The organism is Enterococcus columbae DSM 7374 = ATCC 51263, assembly GCF_000406925.1.
GTDB lineage: Bacteria > Bacillota > Bacilli > Lactobacillales > Enterococcaceae > Enterococcus_E > Enterococcus_E columbae.
Window position 1 is genome coordinate 473,585 of record NZ_KE136348.1, and the last position, 21,236, is coordinate 494,820.

Annotated in this window: 9 protein-coding genes; all 9 read right to left on the minus strand. The window is 38.1% G+C overall.

Annotation, left to right across the window (positions count from 1 at the left end):
* Window positions 1-407 precede the first annotated feature (407 nt).
* Window positions 408-12,344, minus strand: coding sequence for an SdrD B-like domain-containing protein (locus RK02_RS07060; RefSeq protein ID WP_016183569.1), 11,937 nt, complete (start codon window positions 12,342-12,344; stop codon window positions 408-410).
* Between the two features lie 51 nt (window positions 12,345-12,395).
* The gene (locus RK02_RS07065; RefSeq protein WP_016183570.1) at window positions 12,396-13,271 is read right to left on the minus strand and encodes a class C sortase; all 876 of its coding nucleotides are present in this window, start codon (window positions 13,269-13,271) and stop codon (window positions 12,396-12,398) included.
* Complete coding sequence (locus RK02_RS07070) at window positions 13,261-15,312, minus strand: SpaA isopeptide-forming pilin-related protein (protein ID WP_245555736.1); 2,052 nt, start codon at window positions 15,310-15,312, stop codon at window positions 13,261-13,263. Before RK02_RS07070 ends, RK02_RS07065 begins: the two co-directional genes overlap by 11 nt.
* 103 nt (window positions 15,313-15,415) lie before the next feature.
* Window positions 15,416-15,634, minus strand: coding sequence for a hypothetical protein (locus tag RK02_RS07075; RefSeq protein ID WP_016183572.1), 219 nt, complete (start codon window positions 15,632-15,634; stop codon window positions 15,416-15,418).
* A 3-nt stretch (window positions 15,635-15,637) separates the two neighbouring features.
* Window positions 15,638-17,164, minus strand: coding sequence for a sortase domain-containing protein (locus RK02_RS07080; protein WP_016183573.1), 1,527 nt, complete (start codon window positions 17,162-17,164; stop codon window positions 15,638-15,640).
* Window positions 17,165-17,194: 30 nt separating this feature from the next.
* Window positions 17,195-18,085, minus strand: a complete 891-nt coding sequence (locus tag RK02_RS07085) for a class C sortase (protein WP_016183574.1) — start codon at window positions 18,083-18,085, stop codon at window positions 17,195-17,197.
* Between the two features lie 232 nt (window positions 18,086-18,317).
* Entirely contained in the window at window positions 18,318-20,072 is a 1,755-nt protein-coding gene (locus RK02_RS07090) for an isopeptide-forming domain-containing fimbrial protein (RefSeq protein ID WP_016183575.1), read from the minus strand.
* A 254-nt stretch (window positions 20,073-20,326) separates the two neighbouring features.
* Complete coding sequence (gene lepB, locus RK02_RS07095) at window positions 20,327-20,914, minus strand: signal peptidase I (RefSeq protein WP_016183576.1); 588 nt, start codon at window positions 20,912-20,914, stop codon at window positions 20,327-20,329.
* 15 nt (window positions 20,915-20,929) lie between these two features.
* On the minus strand, window positions 20,930-21,133 hold the full coding sequence (locus RK02_RS07100; RefSeq protein WP_016183577.1) for a hypothetical protein: 204 nt from the start codon (window positions 21,131-21,133) through the stop codon (window positions 20,930-20,932).
* Between the last annotated feature and the right edge of the window lie 103 nt (window positions 21,134-21,236).

Consider the following 21,236-nt stretch of genomic DNA (forward strand, 5'->3'; position numbering starts at 1 on the left):
AAAAATTCTTTTCTAAATTACTAGCATCATTTGCACGTGCAACATTTCAAATGTTTGCTCTTTGATGATCAGTCAGAGAGCAGACTAGCCTTTTAGCAGTTATCCGCAAATCCCCTAAATAGTTACCTACTTGCTAGCAAAGTATGATAGGCTATCGAGAGAATCAACTTTTAACTCATAACACCTAAAAACTTGTAACCATCAACATGTTAATACTTACTAGATTGGCTAGTTAACTGGCCATAATCAACCAGCCAATCATTTATTGCAATTTTACGTTTGACGTAAAAAGTTGCCTTATTTTATCGTTTTGCTACGTTTTTTTGATTTTTGCTACGTTTTATTACTTTTATTTATACCACTTTTCACCTTTTTATTTCTCCTAACATTCTCTCAAGCATTGCCTTTTAAGTCGAAGAGAATGGTCCGCTAGAAGGATGTTTATTTTGGGGTGGTCTTTCTGGTGGGGGATCGTCTACCTCCACATCAGCTGCGGAAGACTTATTTTTTCCACTATCTACTATTTTTTCCGATCGATGAAGCCGATTCTCTACGGTTTCACCGATTGCGTCAACATTTGGCATATCTGAGACAATCTCCTCACTTGGTCTAACCTGGTCAGTAGAATGACGAAGCGATTCCGTTGTTTCAGCTACTTGATTTTCCATTTCCATTTTATCAGATTGGGTTTCATCTTGGCGAATGTTTGTAAAGCCTTTGCTTGTCATAGTCGAGACAGGCATTGTTTGGATGGCGATCAATTGGCGTTTACGATTGCCAAAGAATAGCGCTAAGCCTATTAACAACATACTCATACTCGCTAGATACCAGAACCATAATTCCATCTTACCAGCACCAGGTAACTCATAATCCGGACCAACTACTCCGGCATCAATGGTTGGGTTATCTAGGTGAAGCGGATTATTATCCCCATTTCTAACAAATGGATCTGCTACTAGATGAATAACCTTGGAACGACCAATGGCACTATTCTCGCCATCTACATGTGCATCCGAATCAAGGGATGGTGCCCCTCCAACTTCTGGCGTGACATAGTGATAATATTGTTTTTGCGCATCACTTAAAGTAAAGATAACTTGATAATCACCTGGAACTAAATCAACAAAGCTATACAACCCTTCTTGATTGGTCTTAGTTGTGTATGGTGCAGTGATTAATTCCCCATTTTTCATATAGGTTGGATCCGTTGTGGTGCCGTCTGGATTGACTTTCACAATACTTACCGTCACATTTGGCAATGGTCGATCACCAGGAGTTTGAGTATTGCTACCATCACGGTCAATAAAGACGTAATCCCCTACACTTACTAATTGATTGATTACTGCTACACCGGCATCAAAGTCTGGATTATCTAAATGGAATGGATTGTCTGCACGATTTCTTATCGTTAAATCATTATTTACTACATCTGCTGCGGTCACTGCTCGCTCTGGTCGAAGTGGATCAATGACCGTTGCATCTGAATCCTTAGTCTTATCGCCCCCTACATTTGGTGCGATAAATTGATATTTGCTCTTTTGTTCTTCATTTAAAGTAAAGTAAACCTTATAACTACCCGGTAATAAATTGTTAAATTGATAACGGCCGTTTAAATCAGTGGTGGTGGTGTAGACATCTGTCACCAGCTGACCATTCTTAAGATAAGTTGGTAATTGGCCATCCGCTGTACGAACTTCCACACTTACATTTGGTAGTGGTTGATCACTAGCCGTCTGCGCTTGGCTGCCATCCACATCAATAAAGACGTAATCTCCAAGGCTAACTAGTTGCTCAGCATCCAAACGAACACCCGCATCAAAGCTCGGATTCGTTAAGCCAAGTGGATTCGGTGCAGTTGGACTATCAGGAGGACTTGTTGTCGGTTGTACCTCTTGTGCGGAGGTTTCAGCGACATAACTGATAGCTGGATTAACCACCTTGGCATCAGAGTCTAGGGCATCATTGCCCCCAACATCCGGTGTAACAAAGCGATAAATTTGTTGCTGTTCAGGCGTTAATTCAAAAATTACCTTGTAGTTACCTGGTACTAATTGATCAAAATGATAGTACCCCTGTTCATCCGTGGTAGTCGTATATTCTTGAGTGACTAATCGACCATTTTGAGCATAGGTTGGTGAAGTACCATCTGCATTCACTACCTTAACTTTCATATTAGCTAATGGTAAATCTCCCTCGGTTTGGGTATTATTATTATCCATATCGACAAAGACTTTATCTCCTAGACTAACCAACTGATCTACTCTTAAGGTTACCCCAGCATCGAAGGTTGGGTTATTTAAGCCTAGTGGATTTGGTGCATTTGCCGTGTCTTGTGGAATAGTCAAGTCGCTCACTGCTTTAGCTTCTGTTAAGCCAACACTTGGATTAACATGATCAGCAGCTGCATCTGAATCAAGGGCATCATTGTCTCCAACATTTGGGGAAACATAGGCGTAGAGTTTACTTTGCGCTTCGGTTAGCGTAAATTGCACCTTATAAGTATCTGGTTTTAAATTCGTAAATTGATAGTGTCCAGTTGCATCTGTAGTGGTGATATATGGATCGGTCACAAAATCAGTCCCATTAAACCACTCTGGATTGCTACCATCTGCTTTTAATACTTGCACACTCACTCCAGCTAGCGGTTGGTCAGTGCTATCTTGAAGGTGATTGCCATTAGTATCAATAAAGACATAATCCCCGAGACTAACTAATGGTGTGCTTTCTCTCACTCCGGCATCAATCGTTGGATTATCTAGATAATCGCCCATTGGATTGGCTGTTTTATTAGCATTTGGTTGTAGGTTAAAGACATCGGTCCAACCATCAGAATTAGCATTGGAATCTATTGTTGGATTAGTACCATCGCCTTTATCAACTAGAACATACCCACGATTAACTTGTTCAGGAGTCAATTCAAAATGAATCTTGTACTCACCTGGATTTAAATTAATAAATCGATAGTAGCCTTGCTCATTGGTTGTAGTCGTGTAAGGTTCAGTCACTTGTGTTCCTTCGTTATTGTAGTAAGTTGGATTACTACCATCTGCGTTAGTAATGGTCACCTTCACCCCAGCAAGTCCTTTTTCATCAGCATCTTGTAAGTGATTGTTGTTCTTATCAATAAACACGTAGTCCCCCACGCTGACTACATTGTTAAAAGCGTTAACAATTTTAAAACCATCTGTAACATTACCAATTACAAAATCGCTTGTAAGCATTGGACGATATCGAGCAACAATTTTTTCCAAATCATTATCATCATATATCGTTGTTGTATCATCCATTCCGGTAGCGTGTAGTGATTTATTTTCTGGTCGAAATACTGGAAATTGTTTTCCACCAATATAGCCTACTTCCGCATAAATATCTGCCTCATCTCCCAACGCACTACGATAAGGTTCATATTCAGTAATGATATAATTACGATTATTTGAATCGTTTAACTTTGGAATATATCTAAATGTACCAGAAAAATTATATCTCTCTCTTAAGTAAAGATATATATATTCCTCATCATACTCGTCATATATATACCTATACACCTCTTCTCCATCATCAGTAATCACCGGCTCTAACAAATATACAGTTAACCATATATCTGAAATTGGTATAGTTTTTATATCAGTTGGATCTGAAATATTTTTAAATCGAGGTTGACCAAGCCATTTTTTCTGTACACTTATGGAGATGAATTCTTCGGGTTCATTATCATATATTAACGAAACTAATTTGGTCGTTTCATTGATGGATACTTGTTTAGCAGTGGTATTTGGTTTATATCCTGCCATTGGTCGTTCTTTTACTACATACTCACCATTAGCAAGTTGATCAAAGACAGCATTTCCATCAATACCTGTTGTGGCTGATTTCAACAACTTTCCTTGATTGTCATACAAATCAAAGATAGCCCCTGAAAGCACTTGTTTAGTGCCATCAGCTAATTTTTCATATTTAGAAACAATGATTCTTCCCAAAATTTTTTGATTATTCTTGTATGCATTAATTTCTCCGTTAAAATCAGCTTGCCGACTGAGTACGGGGAGATTGATGAAAATTGGCGTTTCGTCTAACCGATAATCTGTTAGTGTCTTGCTTTCTATTAATTGATAACTCTTGTTACTGTCAAACGGATAGCTGGTTAAATCAATTTCTCCAGCTTCATTCGTTGTATAACTACCAATTACATTCCAAGAAGCCCCATCTTGTTCAAACAATTTGAATTCTACACCAGTCAAAGGTAGATAAACATTGGCATATTGATTGGCTAATTCTTGAATAATTAACGTTGGATTTTGCTCTTTCGCTTGTTGCGCTACTGCTAACGTTACATTACTTAGAATCATCTCACCTTTATAGACATGAACCTTTAACTTGTGATTGATAAAGGTTTCCTTTTGATGATAATAAACGACTTGCTCATTTTGAGTAACTGTAACGTTATCCTTAGGTGAAAAAGCATCCTTAATCTCAGGGATGACGATAATTCGCTCACTTTGATTAGCAATATAACCAAGAGGAGCTTTTAATTCACGCAAAATGTAGGTTCCTGGCATTAGATTACTAAAATTAACTATCGCTTTGGTATTTGTTTCATCCATTTTTGTAACAGCCTGTTCAATAAGCTGTTCATTACGATATAAGCCAAAAACTACCCCCACTAATGGTTGCCCCTGATCATCTGTTTTTATAGCTTCTATTGATCCCTTAACCGTTTTTTTCAGATTTGGGAAATTCAAAATATTTTGAATAAACGATCGTGGATTTTCTCCAGCAAAATTATCCACTTCTTCCAGTTTACCAGATGCATTTATTCTAAAATAGTATGCGCGATTATTATAGGCATAACCTTTATTTTCACTATTTTCCATAGAACTATCTGAAATAGCAGTTCTTATTTCAGTTATTTTATATACCTTATTAACAGTTAAGTTATCTACTTTAGTGACCCCATTTGTATCGGTGGCTACAACACCTATTGTCTGTCCATCAACATCTTCTAATTGAAATTCATAGCCAGCTAATTTTTCCTTGAAATTATCATTTAATGTAGCAACACTCTCTAAATCACTTGACTGACTAACCCCTAGTTTTTGAATCAATAAATGTACCCTATCATTGGTCAAATTAAGGGTAAAATCTTTACCGTTGTCAGAAATCCCACCGATCTCATTTGCATTGCGAATCGCTGGATCAGAACTAATCGTAAAGTCAAATGGCAAGCCAGTCGCTTGATTAAAATTAGTCGTCGAGTCATCAATAACTTCCCTTAGAGTGTAGCTACCTTCTGGTATATCAGACAATGCTGCCTGACCATTAACGGTGAATAATTCTTCTCTATATGGAACAGACTGCATAGGGTTCGATGGTGAAAGTGCTTGGCCCTCCACGATAAAGCGAATACCATTCAATGAGTTTCCATTAGCATCTCTCTTATTAATTTTTAACGAACCTGTATAGGATTTATGATTAATGAGACTATTCTCTTCAGCTGAAGTTAATGCCACATCTTGATAACCGCCACCCTCTTTGTGGAACCGACTAGATGGAATGGATATTTCACTGTCAAGTAAATCATAGTCGGCAGGTGCACTAATTTCTCTAATGGTGTAATCATATTGAACTGGTACAACAAAACTAACCAAGCCACTTTCATCGCTTTTAGCAATCTGTTTTACGGTACCATCTGTATTACTAATTTCAAAAGTTGCTTGTAAATCATCATTATTAGCTGGTATCAGCGATCCTTGTAAGCCTTCTTTTAAGCGTTTGGTAAAAGTTACTTTCTTCAAAAGATTCAATTGATTTCCTACTTTGTTTGCCTCAATATAGCGTAAAGTAGAATCATCTTTACGAATAAATGAGTTATATGCAACTCCACCTAACGGAATCGATTGGGTCGTATCCTGAGTTGAAGGGGCACGCATCGGAATGATAATTTCCAAACGTTCGCCTGGATTTAACGTTAGAGCTTGTGTACCGTCAATTTTAATTGCTTTTGTATTTGTGTTAGCAGTAGCTGACCAAGTTATAGAATCTAAAACAGGCTGAATATCTTTAATATTTGTATAATCATAGCTATATGGTTGCCTATTATCATACGTTATTACATAACTCATTGGACTAACTGGAGATAGTGTTGTCGTACCTTTTTGAAGGGTAATTGGCCGTGTAGTATCTAGATAATTATGAAACTGAGAGCCACGATCTTCACGTATACCGGTGTTGATATTGAGCTCTTGAATTCCTTTATCTTGATAAAATGGCAGTACGTCTACTATAGAAATATTCTTCTTTATCCCTTCAGTATCATTAATGATAGCCAATCGATATTCAAACTCGGCACCAAGGACTCCCGAATTTTCCACAAAATCGGTATCAATCACGTCTGTCCGCCATGGCCCATATGAATTCATTTCCCGATTAATGACATTACGAATATATTTACGAGCAATTACCTCTTTATTTTTAACCAATGCGATTGGTCGAGTAACTTTTACCCATTCTCTCGCATAAGTACCATCAGGCGTAGCTCGCGTCCCTTCCATGGAAATCTTTCCATTACCACCAAAATATGCATTATTAGCAAAGGTTAGATAGGCCTCATTTACTAATGTCTGCACATCAGGTACTGTAACGTCAACTTCTGTCTTAATTTTGGCTACTTCTTTTAAGCCAAATTCTACCTTATCCGCTTTAAAAATAATCGCATCTTTTCCGGTGTTAGCATAGTTACTTACAATCTGATAAGTTGCATTTTTTTGTTTAGCAAATTCTTCAGTCAACTCAACTCCTCGGATAGTCAATCCGACAGGCAATAAATCCACCAATTCAAACTGATCGAATTGATAACCAAAATTAACTGGTGAAATATAATATTCTTGATTACCTATTTTTGAATGCAAACTTAGCGTGTAATCAATGGCTGAGCCCGGTGTTACAGCTAGATTTTGGGCATCACTCGTTGTTTGCGTTTTAATCAATTCAACACTTGGTGAATAGGGTCGAACCAAAATCTGAGCTACATCATGCCATAAAAAGTTCCCACTAATCTTATCCCAAGCAGACTGGTAAGGCTTGTTAACCGTACTAAAGGACTGATTACGGCTACTTACTGGTGCACCTGTTGCCTTGTTAAATACATCTCCTGCAAGCAATGATTCATTATGAAAAACATTTTTTTGTGATAACGGTGTAGCATCAAACTGTGATTCATCAGGATTTCTTAGCTTAGTATTGACATTAAAACGTAGTAAGTGTTTATTCACCGCATAGTCACTCGGTAAAATAATCTGAATATACTTGATTTGCTTTGCAATCTGTGGATCAAATACCACCTTACTTCCTTTGGTCATCGGTAAAGACAAGCGTTGTAAAATCGGATCGCTCGCTGGATCCATCAGAGTTGATCCATTGTCACCATATGCAACAACAGTAACTGACTCTAAAGAAGCATCATCATTAACCCCTACAACAGAAGTTTTTAGAAATTCCGGTCTTATGATGCCATCAGTCGACACTTCCACACTCGAATAATACAACCGTTCATCTAAACCATAATCCGTTAAGGTAACGTTTTTTAGTGTCAGAGTTTCATTTAAAGCTGTTGTTTGTAAAACAAACGGCATTTCTTTCTTTCTATCCTCTGCAACATCATAGAAAAAGGCCTGTCTACCATTTGATTGCTCGTCAATATACGACCAAGGTTTTCTAGCGTTATCTTTCAAATAGTGGATTTCTCCACCAAACGGCCAAACCTTAGGTAAAATAGATTCATAAATGGTAATACTATCTGTAACTACAATATTTGGTTCACTAATTCCTTGATTTTCTGGAACTAAGGTTAATTGAGCGGTATTTTTAACATTAGAACCAAATAATAAATGTGGAAAATGCAGATATAATTTTGGCAAGGCATTGGCTAAAATTTCTTTATGCTCCACTTTATCAATAGTTAAGTAAGTCGTTTCATTCGTGTTAGTTTTTGTATAACTGACTGTTTGACCGTCTGGTGATAGTTGCCAACCAGGATTTTCCTCAGCGATAAAAACGGCAGTAGCTTGTCGCGTGGTTCCATTCTCATCGACATATTGATAGGTAGGCAATGTATCTGTAATCTGAGTCATCGCAATATTGCGATCTAAACTACGAACTCTATAGCCAAACTCTACTTTATCCGCTTTAGCAATTCGATAGATAAACTCACCATCTGGTTTTTTTATTCTTTCATATTGACCAAATGCGCGCATACCATCATCAGCCGAGGTGGCAAGCCCATACTCATAATCAGTTAGATTTAATGGACTTACCTTATACATATTAGGTTGGTCATAATATCCTTTTAGTGTAATTGGCTCATCTTTGGCTAGACGCTGTACCTCGTTTGTCCCCTGAATAACTCCTCTTAGCTGTGCACTGATACTCATTTCATAATTTTGAGGAGTTTCATATTTTTTATATTGCCATTGAATAGGAATAGTAATACTTGTCGAACTTGTAATTTTTCCTAATTCTATTGTCACTACCCCTGAATCTTGGTTAACTTCATAGCTTTCAACAGTTCCATACGTTCCCACTTTTACTGAAGCGATATATTCCGGATTATAATTTAAAATAATCGTGGCACGATCTAAGTTAACTGTAGTCGTATCAATTTGCACCGTACTGAGCATTGCATTGCCAATCAAATAGGTATCCACTGTCTGTAAACTTCCTGAGACCTTACGTTGTTCATTACTAAGTTTAAGCTCAACGCCAGATACACTAGGGGCATTATCTACATTATAAGTATAAATAACCTCACTTTCAGCAATGTTATGCAGCAAATTGGTGGGCGTGTCTGTTCCAAAATAATCAGGTGCTCGCAACGTGTGTATGGTGTTCTCATCTACAACTGTAAATGTTTTAGCATCCGTTGATACTTCCCCAGTTCCTACTATACTCTTTTCTACTCCGGAAACTGGCATGTATCCTCCGATTGCTTTAGGTTTAATGGTCTTCTGCGTCTCGTAATTTGTGAGATAAAATTGTGTTGGTGCTGCCAATTCCTGTCCTGATTGAGTTTGATATTTAATCACTACCTTACGCGGATTAACATAAATATTAGGATAATTAATTGGTTGCGGTGCACTGTTATTTGTATCGTTACTATCTGGAAACGGCATAACATTTTCATTAATGCTAGCGTATTCACCGGTACTATTTTTATTGGGTGAAAACACAAATGTCTGATTGGTAGCTGTGGGATCAGGAGAAATCAGACGAACATTGTATACATCGCGCTGATTTTGCCCATCCAAACTAGTCCAAACAATTCCTTCAAAATCCTTAGACAAATTTAAACGTTCCACCTTACTGCCAAAATAGGGTACAGCCCGACTTATAAAATTTTGATTAAATACACCCATCCATCCATCGGAAGTTGTATATATATTTCTCTTCGCATTTTCATATTTAGTTAAATCGATTCTTTTTAGCTTTGGAAAGTCCAATTCTTTGGCATAAAAATAAGGTTGACCGACTTCTACGTTACGACCTGATAGAAAATGTAAGCCTTCAATAATCTCTAATGAAGGAAAGGTAATCTTATCAACAACAGTGGTAAACGACGAACCAGCAAAACTACCCACATCCGCTTTCGAAAATTCATCATAATCTCCCTTAAGTCCATAGTACCAATAAGCCAATGGACTTTTAGCACTATACATATGCGTTAATTTAGGTAATTCAATCGCATGTAAAAATCGCATATTAGCAAAATTATGGTGGTATAAATCTGTCAAATTTGGAAAGTGAAACTGATCAATCTCCCCTTGAGCAACAAAAGTAAAAGCATCTTCATCAATAGAAGTTACCTGTGGAAAATCTAGTGATAGGCGTTTGGCATTAAATAATCCTGCAAACCCTCTTTCTTCAACTATCTTTACTTTAGGCCCACTGATTGCTCGAAGATTAGGATAATTAAGATTGGCAAAAGCATTCACTGCTACTTGCTCAATGTGTTCTGGTAAACGTAGTACCTTCTCTTCTGCGGTCAGGGTAGAACTATCATTAATTATTTGTAATTTTTTTAATCCTGTTTCACTCAATCCAAGCACACGTTTAGGATTATTCGCATCATAGATAAAGTCCTCTTCTGTTAGCTGAGTAGCTGCAATCGATTCATCAGTCGGATTGATAACGTAATGGCCTCCTGATTGTAAATTAGTATTATTCGTTTGAATAACTACCCGTTTATCTGTACGATTAGGGTTAATCGTTCCACCAAAAGCTGTCGGATCAATGTATTCTAAACGATTCATTGTTAATATATCGGGTATTTTAAATGCTGGTATTTGTCCTTCTTGCGTATTAGTCATTCGCATCATGCCTAGTTCAGGAATATTCTCGTCAATAATAATTTTCTCTATTTTACTAAATGTATTCGGTGTTACTGTAATCATATTTTTCCTTAAATAGGTCATAGTATCATAATTATAGATATAATTTTTTGTCGAACTCGGATGAATATTCATATCATTAATACTCGTATAAGAATGCTCAGGACGATAGGTAACGATTTCATCTCGGAGTACTTTCAAATTAGGTAAATTCACAGTCAAACCCGTTGATGAAGCGTCAGGTTGATAGATAAATGATCGACCTGGAAAATCCAAAGGAAAAGTTAGCCCACTATTAGGAAAATAGGCGGTTGGTTCGGTAGATGGATAATTGACTTCCTCAATATTATTATGACTCAACTGTGTAGCGGAAGCATCTAAAACAAAAGCGGCCGTACCAACTCTTTTCAAATTTGCTAACATATCCGGTGTGAAATTAGTCAATCTATAATTAATGAAGGCAGCCGATCCTACAGTAGTAATATTATCCGCATAATCATCTATTCGAGCTATATGATACTTACCCTGTGAAGTATTAAACGCATTTGGTACTACTGTTGTTACTGGTTTCCCATTATATGGATTGATATGTGGTAGAATCATTTGCAATTCGAGTTTACCAGAATCTAGTTGATTCAATAGATTCCATTTATTATCACTTATTATTCCCGAAACTCCTGATTCTTTGCCATTAGGTAAATCTTCATAAGCAAAATCTCCTAAAACCCATTGATTATCTATGGTATCTGGGCCATTTGGATCAATTTTTCCAAGAACAAAATTCAACAAACTATCTGCTACATTAAATTGAAATTCTTTACTAGTCGTTCTCCCTTCAGCATCCGTAACTGTAGCGGTTATCGCGACTTTATCGCCAACAGCATGGGCCGCACCATTGATACTTGTTGGATTGAGAGTAAGCTGATTTGTAATATCACGATTTACATAATCAGTAGCTTTAAAGTAAGTCCTTAAAGTTGCTTCATCAAAAGTCTCATCTGTGCGAATACTTAAGATTTTCGTTGCGGTGATTTCTGGGTTCTTTGCTTCAATATATCGCACCTTCAAGACATAGTTCGTGCTATCAGGAGTGTATTTGATTTCGCTTTGCTCGGGCATATAGCCGAGCATTGGTTGTGGCTTGTAGGTATTTTCCTTACCTAGCATGATAACCCCATTATAATCGTAAAAGTCACTACCGATTGTCTGATCTTCCGTTAGCTTGGTGCCATCTGGTTTTAAAAACTCGACGGTAACGGTTACTGGATTAACCACATGCCCATAGCCGTTATTTGCTACGACTTCGTTTTGAATCAAAGCATTGGTCGTCTTGACTTCCACAAAACGATTGTTAAAGCCAAATACGCCAGTCCCAAAGCTAGTGACGGCATTGCCAATTTCTACGATAGTTAATTGGTTATTGGTAAATACTTCGTCACCAATCGTTGTGACTTCGCCCAATTGAATGGTTTTCAACTTATTATTGGCAAAGGCCTGCTTGCCTAGAGTCGTTACATGAGTAAGCGCAAGATGCTCTAGCTCATTATCACGAAAGGCATACTCGCCAATTTCTTTTAGTGAATCTGGCAAGGTAAGACTAGTTAGCTGATTGTCCGCAAAGGCGTAGTTCCCAATTTTCCTTAATTTCTCTCCTAAAAATGTCACATTTGTTAAATGCTTACCGATAAAGGCTTGATCACCAATTTCTGTAACATCATACGTCGTCTCTCCCACTATTATTTGTTCGGGAATCACCAGAGTATGGTCACTTGGCTCGACATTGCCCTCGATACCGATAATTCTGACTGACTGTTCGTGTGTTTGTGCATCTTCAATAATTTCTGTGGTAAAACTTATACTGTCATCCGCCTGTACAACTAGACTAAAGATGGGTAAGCCGTAATTGCCCAGGATGACTAGTAATATAGTGAGCGTGACTGCAAATTTCTTCATCCACTTTCTCATTTTTCTCTCCTCCTAGCCATACGAACTTGACGAGGCACCATTATCCAAGATTCATCGTTTAAAGATAAAGCGATTACCTAAAAGATAAATCACTAAACCTAGCATCAGCCAGCTAAGTGTAAACATGAGTCTGACTTGTTGACGTGAAACTTGAATAGCAGTGTTTGCAAGCTTACGGAGTAGTCTATGTTTGTTTTGCATCTTTGTAATTTCTTGTTTTGCTTTAGATATAGAGACGCGCTTACCAGTGACTAGCAATCGATCACTATTAATTCCGATTGGCACACAGGTAAGTAAGGTCGCTAAATCTTTGTTAGGAACAATCTTTATATTTTCAATTTGCTGTGGTTTGACTTGTTTGATTTTAAACACTTGATATGCTAAGATTTCTTGCTTGTTTTTGATGAAAAAATAATCATCTACCCTCACTTTTGGTAAGTTTAAAAAGTAATCGCCACTAACTAAACCACTATGCGCCGCAATCACCGTATGGGTACTTTTCCCACCGATTGGATATGAAGAATAGCGAACATGACCTGCGCCTAATGAAAGCTGCATATCGCCGGTTCCTTCATAAATTGGCAGTAAGACATCAATAGACGGTATCATCACACTACCCATGGAAATCAATTTTCCTACCTTTGTCCCGTACACAATTTCTTCTTGATAAGCCTCAGTCTCTAAAAAATCACGTAGCTTACTTGGTCGAGTGGCTAATGATTGATTGACTGATTGTGCCTGTTGACGTTGCCGGTCTTGCAACACTTGGGCTTGCTTTTGCTTCTCTTGTTGAAAAAGGGTATATTGGACATACCAGCGATTCACTTGATTGTACACAAGCGGATAGCTGAGCATCATCAGACTAAAAACGATGATAAACCAGCCAATTTGCCGGCGTTTAGTACGTTTAGTATATTTATTTTTCATTGGTACGACTCTTTTCTTTATACAAATACCAAACAGCAAACGTAGTCACACTCATCAAACCGATTAGTAAGAAATATTGCGTACCTATCCCCCCAGTATCTGGAACATCCCAATACTGCACTTCATTGATAATGGTTTTCACTACAACGTTGCCTTGCTCGTTTTTCTTAATTTCTAAGGCAATCGGCGTTGTGATACGCTTATGCCCAGTTGGCGCTAAAGTTTCAACTAGATAGTATTCCCCTAGAGATAGACCATCGGCTAATTTTAATGTTTTCCCATTAACCGTATAAGTATGTGTCGTATCTGTTTTACTCTTGTATTCTCCATTCTCATCTGTCACTAGCCCTTCGACAACTTTATCTGCTGGCTTGACATCAGCCAAGCTTGCTGGTGCCTTGCCACGATACAAGGTAAATTCAGCATTGGCTAACCGTTTATTCGTTGTTGCTTCTTCTTTGATTATTTCAAAATAGCCTTTTTCCGTTCGTACATTGGCTACATCACTAATGACATAATGATCTTCCGTGCCATCTTGATGCTTAGTAGAGACTTGTTCTTTTACTTCGTTTGGATAAACAGTCCGCGTTTCCTTGGTAATCGTTTCGTTAATCAAAATCCCTTTCACTCGCACCTCAACCTTATCACCTGCATGTAAGTCTGCTGGATTATTAAAGGTCAAGGTAAAGCCGACTACTTTGGTTTCATTGCCTTGATTGGCTACTGCTTGTTTATCCGTATCAGCAATATTCACCGTGTATTGACTAGCCTCTAAGGAAGTGCCATTTACCTTCACAGTTAAATCCGTCAAAGTATCTAACGAAGCATTGCTTTGGAAATAGGTGTAATACTTTTCTTCGACTTTTTGCATTTTATCGACTAGCTTAAATTCTTCTAGGGTGCCTTCTCCTTTATCCGGTACTCTAGCAGCAATTTGATAGAGATAAGGCTTTTCAGTAGATACGACACTTTCTTTTTCAAAGGTTTGGCCTTCATCAGCTGATACACGCTTGGTAATCGTATTATTGATGAATTGACCGGTTTTGCTCAGCGTTGTCGTATCATCAATCGATAACGTGTCAGTATCAAGAGTGCTAGCGATAAACTTACGATAACCTAGCTTTTCGGGAATCGTTCCTGTAGGTGCTACTTCTTTTAGATAATAGGTTGCACCCAAGGCAAGACCCGAAATAGTCAAACGTCCTTTACTATCCGTAACTAATTCACCAATGGGCGCACCAGTTGTCGGTATCGCCGTTATTTCTGTATAATTGCTGTCATACAGTTTAAAACGAACATTTGGTTGAACGGTTAAGGTTTCCTTCAAAGGATTAGCACGTAAATCCTTTTCAATGCGAATCATGCCCCCACCATCCTGATTTTTCGCCCGAACATGCAAGTCTACCACCTGAGCATTACCGTTTTCAACATCATGGTTCCATTCTGCCTCAGCATTTTCATCAACAGACAAACTAGGATTTGGTTCATAAGGGACTGTTTTTTTCGTATAATAAGGCATTTCAAGCCGATAAATTTTAGTATTTGGAATAATACCAGCTGGAATAGCCGTTGGAAAACTAGCATCATTCATGTGATAAGCCATATAATCATGAGCCATTTGGTATTCACTAGCCGCGATTTCTCTTAATTCATATACTCCAGAAGGTAAAGCTGTTGGTCCTTCTAACACAAACCACTCAGTAACTTCACTAGCCAATTTATCAAAATGGGCAATCCCACTAGCATCAGTTACAGCATAAATTGGCCGAGCGAGAAAAGAACTTGGTTTAGTTAGACTTTCTTTAAATGACTGATAGGAGGTAGAATAAGATGCTACTTTTATCATCTTTAACTCAAAAACAATTCCCGGAATCGGCACTTTTCCAGTCATATTTGGAGCAGTAGTGATATCATAATCACTTGAAGGCTCCTCGCCATTAAAAAAGCGAACATCATCTAACAGATCAGTACTTTTATACTTATAAACATAGATATCAGGATGATTTCCTCCCGCTGCTTCTACTTGCTTTGGTTGCATCATGTTAAACATCCCAAGCAGCAGTAGAAGCCCTACAAACAACCACGCAAACTTTCGAAACGCTTTCATTTTGTTACGCTCCCTTCGCAACAAAATCAAATTTGCGTCAGCTCTTAGCAACCTGTCGTGCAATCTCAAAAAGACCGAGTAATTCGGCTAAGGCTTGCTTTTGACTAGTTGCTTGCCTAATGATTTGATCTTGTCGTTGTTTTTCTTCCTTTCTTGCTTGGTATTGTTTAGTTAATTCTTCATTCAAAGTGAGTTGTTCGGCAAATAATTCCAGGAGGTCAGTGCGTGTTAAGCCTTGATATTTACTTTTTTTCATCACTTAGACCCCCTGTTCAAAATTTTTTACACAACGAATGGTTAAGCGTTGTGTGCCATCATAGTTACAGGTAAATAAAGTCAAATCCCATTTACCAGATGTCATCGCACTTACATCGCTACCATCGATCATTTCAATACTTGAAACCTTATAATCAAAAATACGTCCTTCCATATCTTCAAAACTGACTGCATCTCCTGTCGTTAGACGATTTAATTTGGCAAAGTGAGCGAGATAATTATGCCCAGCAATAATCAAATTATTCTTATAGATGCTTCCTTCATACCGACAAGGCGCAATCTTACTATTAGCTGGTGACCAGTCTCTTAAAATCGGTAACTCAAGGTTCAATTTGTCAATTCTAAGCGTGCCAATCACTCGTTCATTTTCTACGGACTGCGTAGGCATCGACATATCTTGATCCCAAACTGGCGAAGTGACACTTGATGCATTTTGGGCTGTTTTTTGTTTTAATTCTTGATTAATTTTACTTACTTCTTGCGCTGCACGATTATCATCCCAAATATTATAAATCGTCATCCCGGCTGCCATACTCATTAATGACAGTCCTAGATAAATGCCCAGTTTTAGACGGGTATGCCGACGAAGGATGCCAATGACTAATGAAAAACCACCGATAATCGATAGCACCGCAACCGGCCACCATAATACCCCAGTTTGTGGCAGGCGTTTTCCGGTAGTGGTCGTCGTTGTTGGCGGCGTTTTAGTTGTCGTCGGTGGCGTAGTCTTGGTATTGGTAACAACAATCGTACTTGTGGTTTCATTTATAGTTACGGTATAACCACTTGGTACATTTTCTTCTACGATTTGCCAATCATCATTTGCTGTTAGCGCTGTAAAGGTGTGGCGCCAGCTATTGGCATCGTTTAATACCTGCTCTGCTTGTTTTTGGCCATTTTTATATAGACCGACTGTAATACTGGTAGGTCGTGTTTGTTCGGTATCGTTTTTCCAAACCTTGACCACAGACAAGTCCTTAGTAGTTTGTTCAGGTAGCTTGACTGGCTTAGGAATAATGATTGGATGCAGATTGCCATTTGTTTGATAAGGAATTTGCACCAATAATGGTTGAAACGATAATTTTTCTTGATTAATCGTCACACTATCTCCAAGAATCAGATAAACTTTGCCTGGTTCTTCATAATTAGTCAGACTAAAGGTCAAAACACCACTTGGACCCGTCGCTTTTGTTTGACTGGCAGCGATATTTTGGGCCTTCACATAAGCAGAAAGGGTATTTGATAATGATTGAATATTTTCTTCTGAAAGTGGTTGCGTGTCTAGCTTTAAATTGTCAAATGGTGCTTCAAAAATCAACTGTCCATCTGCAGCAATTGAAGCAACCGTATATAAATGAAACGTGACATCAGGAATTGCTATATGCTCTCCATGTTCCGCTTTAAGGGTGATATCTGGCGTTTCTTCCGCTGCTAAAGCCACTCTTCCTAGCCCCAAGCCAACAATTAGTAACATGGTAATACTCATGAGTAGATAGCCTAGTTTCTTCACGTTTCTCACCACCTTTTTATCAATCAACTTTTATCCATCAACATGATAATGATTCTTTTCATTTTGCATTTGTAGCCAAATTTGTGCTTTTTGTCTTTGGCGTTTTGATTGCCAATTATCATAGGAGAATAAAATCGTCAGTAACAAAATCAATAGTGGTATGCCATATGCTAATGCTGACCAATAAAGTGAAACCTTTCTCGCATCAGCAGTGATAAAGCTAATGTCTGGACCATAAATACTCCCAATTCGTGTGCCACGAACTAATAAGCGATGGGTATTAATCCCATATGGTGTACAGGTTACCAAGGTACAGTAATCTTTATCTTGAACGATATTTAAATCATCAAATTCTGGTGGCGTAACGGTCTTAATCTGATCCACTTGATAGGTTAAGGTCTTATCAAGGACGTGAATCATGAACACATCGCCCTTTTCTAGTTGATCAAGATGAGTCAATAGTACTGCTGAAGGTAAACCACGATGACCTGAAAGGACACTATGCGTGGTCTTGCCACCAACTGGTAACGAACTACCAAAGATATGACCGACACCAATCGCTAAAATATCTTCATTCGTCCCATGATAGACGGGTAAAGAAACCCGAATGGCTGGAATTTCTAAATAAGCCATTAGTCCATCATCAGCAATCGCTAGCTGCTGATCATATAATTGACGATTTTTCTTAGTCATAGTAAACCGATCTGGCTGTTGTAAAAGCTCACGATTGTATTCCTTGGCATCGGCCCAGATTTTTTTATATTCTTCTGGTGATAATTGTTTAATCTTGTCTTGATACGTAGCAATTGCTCGTGTTTGGTGAAAGGAATTCCAATATTCACTGATTGTTGGATAGAGAAGTAAGGAAATACCGATAATCAAAATCAGCCACATAAAAATTGAAAAAAATCTTTTTCGCATTTTGTCTGCCTCCTTCTCTCTTTTTATCAGCGAAAGCATCGTCATCCCCTTATATTCGCTAGCAAGCTTGCCAATCTGTGGAGAAAATGCTAGGTCAATTGAATTCTCCCTGCAGATTGACATTCTTGCCTAACATTTATATCACTTGTATCTAAGTGCTAACAAAAGCTAGACACTTAGATACAAGAACATTTTGGAACAATTGCTAGATCATGCGTTTTTCGTTGTTGTTTTATTTTACAGTCGTACGACGTTTAACGATTAAGTATACTCCTGCACCGACTGCTAAAATCGCACCGGCTGTGTAAAGTAACACTGTACCCATACCACCGGTTGATGGTAATTGTTTACCAGAGTTGTTGACAACATTAGTCGAAGCTTTACCAGCAGTTAAATCTACAGTAAATACCTTAGAATTAGTATTGTCAGTTGAATCTGTACTACCAATTACTTTATTAGCAGAATCTTTAATTTCTAATTTTGTAATTGATTTCTTATCTGCAGCAAAAGTAGGAACAACCGTAAAATCAATGTCCGCTGCTTTGTTATAACCAGATGGTACCGTGGTTTCGACTAATTTATAAGTTCCTTCGTCAAGTCCTGTAAATGAGAATGCTGTCTTATTATCTGCAGCTGCGATTTCTTTTACTTTCTTCCAACCAGTTGTTGTTGTTGAGAAATCTGTATCGCTTGCATTATTTGTTTTTTTGTATAAGGTAAAGCCTGCACCGGCTAAAGCTGCGCCTGCACCGTCTACCTTATTTGCATCTACTTGGAAGGTAAAGTCGATAACCTTATCTTCTGGTGTACGACCCGGAGTTCCGCCATCTGTTGCTTTTGGATCAGAAGCATAGGTTAAATAAACACTGTTTGGGTTACCTTCACTACCAATTACTGCATCACTGTTTAATTTTGCAGTGTATTCTACAACGATTTTATCACCAGCTGCAACATCACCTGTTAAATCACTTAAGGCAATAGTTAAAGTGTTACTTGCACCGGTATTCGTTGTTGCAGTAACTGTGTATTCAGAATTATCCACTGTTGTTGCCCAAGTTTGTCCAGAAAGTGTAGCAACATTATTGGTTAAGCTACTCACATTAGCGTTAGCTACTTTATAGACTTTAACTGAACCCGAATCATAAGTAAGACCTTTAGATAAAGTATCGACAAAACTCATAAAGTATTTTTGGAATTCTGCTACATTATCAGGTACTGTTGCTTGTAGTCTGAAGCTAATTGTATCACCAATATCATGATCTGCACCTTTACGATATAAAGGTGTAGTGGTTGCAGTTGTATCATCATTATCTTCTTTAATATACTTTTCAACAGTTGGTACATTATCATGTTTCATTGTAATACTTAACACGCCATTTGTTGCATAACTATCAGCTACCGCATTTAATACGGTTAGTGAAGGCTTGTAACCTGCAGCCTGATCTGCTGTAGCAATCGTACTAGTATCTTCACTTAGTAAATAGTATCCCGTTGCAGCATCATTCCAAGTAATTGTAGAATCTTGAGAACCAGCTGTACCATCCATTGCTTTTGTGGCAGCTAAAGATGCCGTATCGTCCTTAATTAGGTCATACATCTTACGTGCAAAAGTCTTTAAGGCATCTGAATCATTGGTCATTTCAGATAATTTTTGAATAATCTTATTATCGAATACAGCATCCGTATCAGTTCCTTGTGTCATATTTAATGCCGTAGCCAATTTTGTACGCATGGCTGCATCTGGAACAGAATATTGTAGCTTCTTAGCACCAGAAGTTCCCGAAACGTATTGATCCGTTTCGGTTGCGTTTAAAATTTTCCAGCCCTTATAGGTTGCTCCCTTGTAGGCATTCGTAATTTTAATATCAACAGGATCATTGGTTGCCGCACTAATTTGTTTTAATGCGCCTAACATTGGAAAAATAATTCCTAACACTAATAACAGGGTGAAAAGCCCTGTCCATATTTTACTTTTCTTGGTATGCATGATCTTTTCCTCCTTCATTTTTATTCGCGCTTTCCAAGAGTTACCTAAAATCTTAAAAAATCGCCTTGCCTCCTCTCTTTTTTCTTACCTACTCAAAACAAACCATTCAACGTTTGTCCCTTTCTTCGAGTAGATAGCCAACAAACCCTAACTTGTCCCATATTCCAACAACCAACTATATACACTTTGCTTTTGGTTCTAAATGATGTAGAACATACAAGCAAAAAATATACCTTGTTTTAAACTGGCCTCATTCATTGATTTGGATTGCCAAAGCGCTCAAAAGGCCATACTCTTAATACCACTTTACCGACGAGTTGATCCGGCGCTACGGTACCGACAATACTGTTTCTTGAATCAATGGTCGTTTCTCGGTCATCGCCTAACACGAAGTAACGCTCTTGCGGTACCTCAAATGGTAGTTTAATATTGACCTCACCTTTTACCAGATTTTTGACATAGGGTTCTTTTAGCGCTTTGCCATTGACAGTTACCTGGCCTTTTTTATCAATATCCACCGTATCTCCGGGCAAACCAATCACACGCTTAACTAGCAAACGATTATTGAAATAAAACGCCACTAAATCTCCCTTATGTAGCTTACTCGTTTTTACCGCCACTAAGGTATCGCCTTGTTGCAAGGTGGGGGCCATAGAATTACCTAAAGTCTGCATGACTGGAAAAATCGTCTGCGCTAAAAGTACAGCCAAAGCCACCACTGCTAAGAGGAAAATGAGTGTATTGCGAAAAATCAGGCGATTGCGCTTTTTTTGCTGTAGCCGTTGCACTTCAGCTTGAATATCTGCAGCTTTTAGTGCAGGTATCGATTGTATACGTTGCATCTCTTCTCCTCCTAACTATTCATTTAAAATATGCGTTAATGTTTGTAAAAGCTCTTGGTTACTACCTTTGGGCAAATGAGATAACTCTGGATGGGCAATTGCAGTGTCTAGTTGAGAGATTTTGGTTTGAAGGGCTTGATTTTCAGTTTCCAGCTGTTCTAAGAGGAAAATCAAATCCTTTTTCTTTAAGCGTTTGATTTGAATTTTTTCGTCCTTCAAGCTACTCACCTCTTTCAATTAATAGACTACAAATGTCGATAAAATATTCTCTTTGCTACCAAATAAAGAACCATTTTTTATGTCTTTTCACAACTACAGAGTA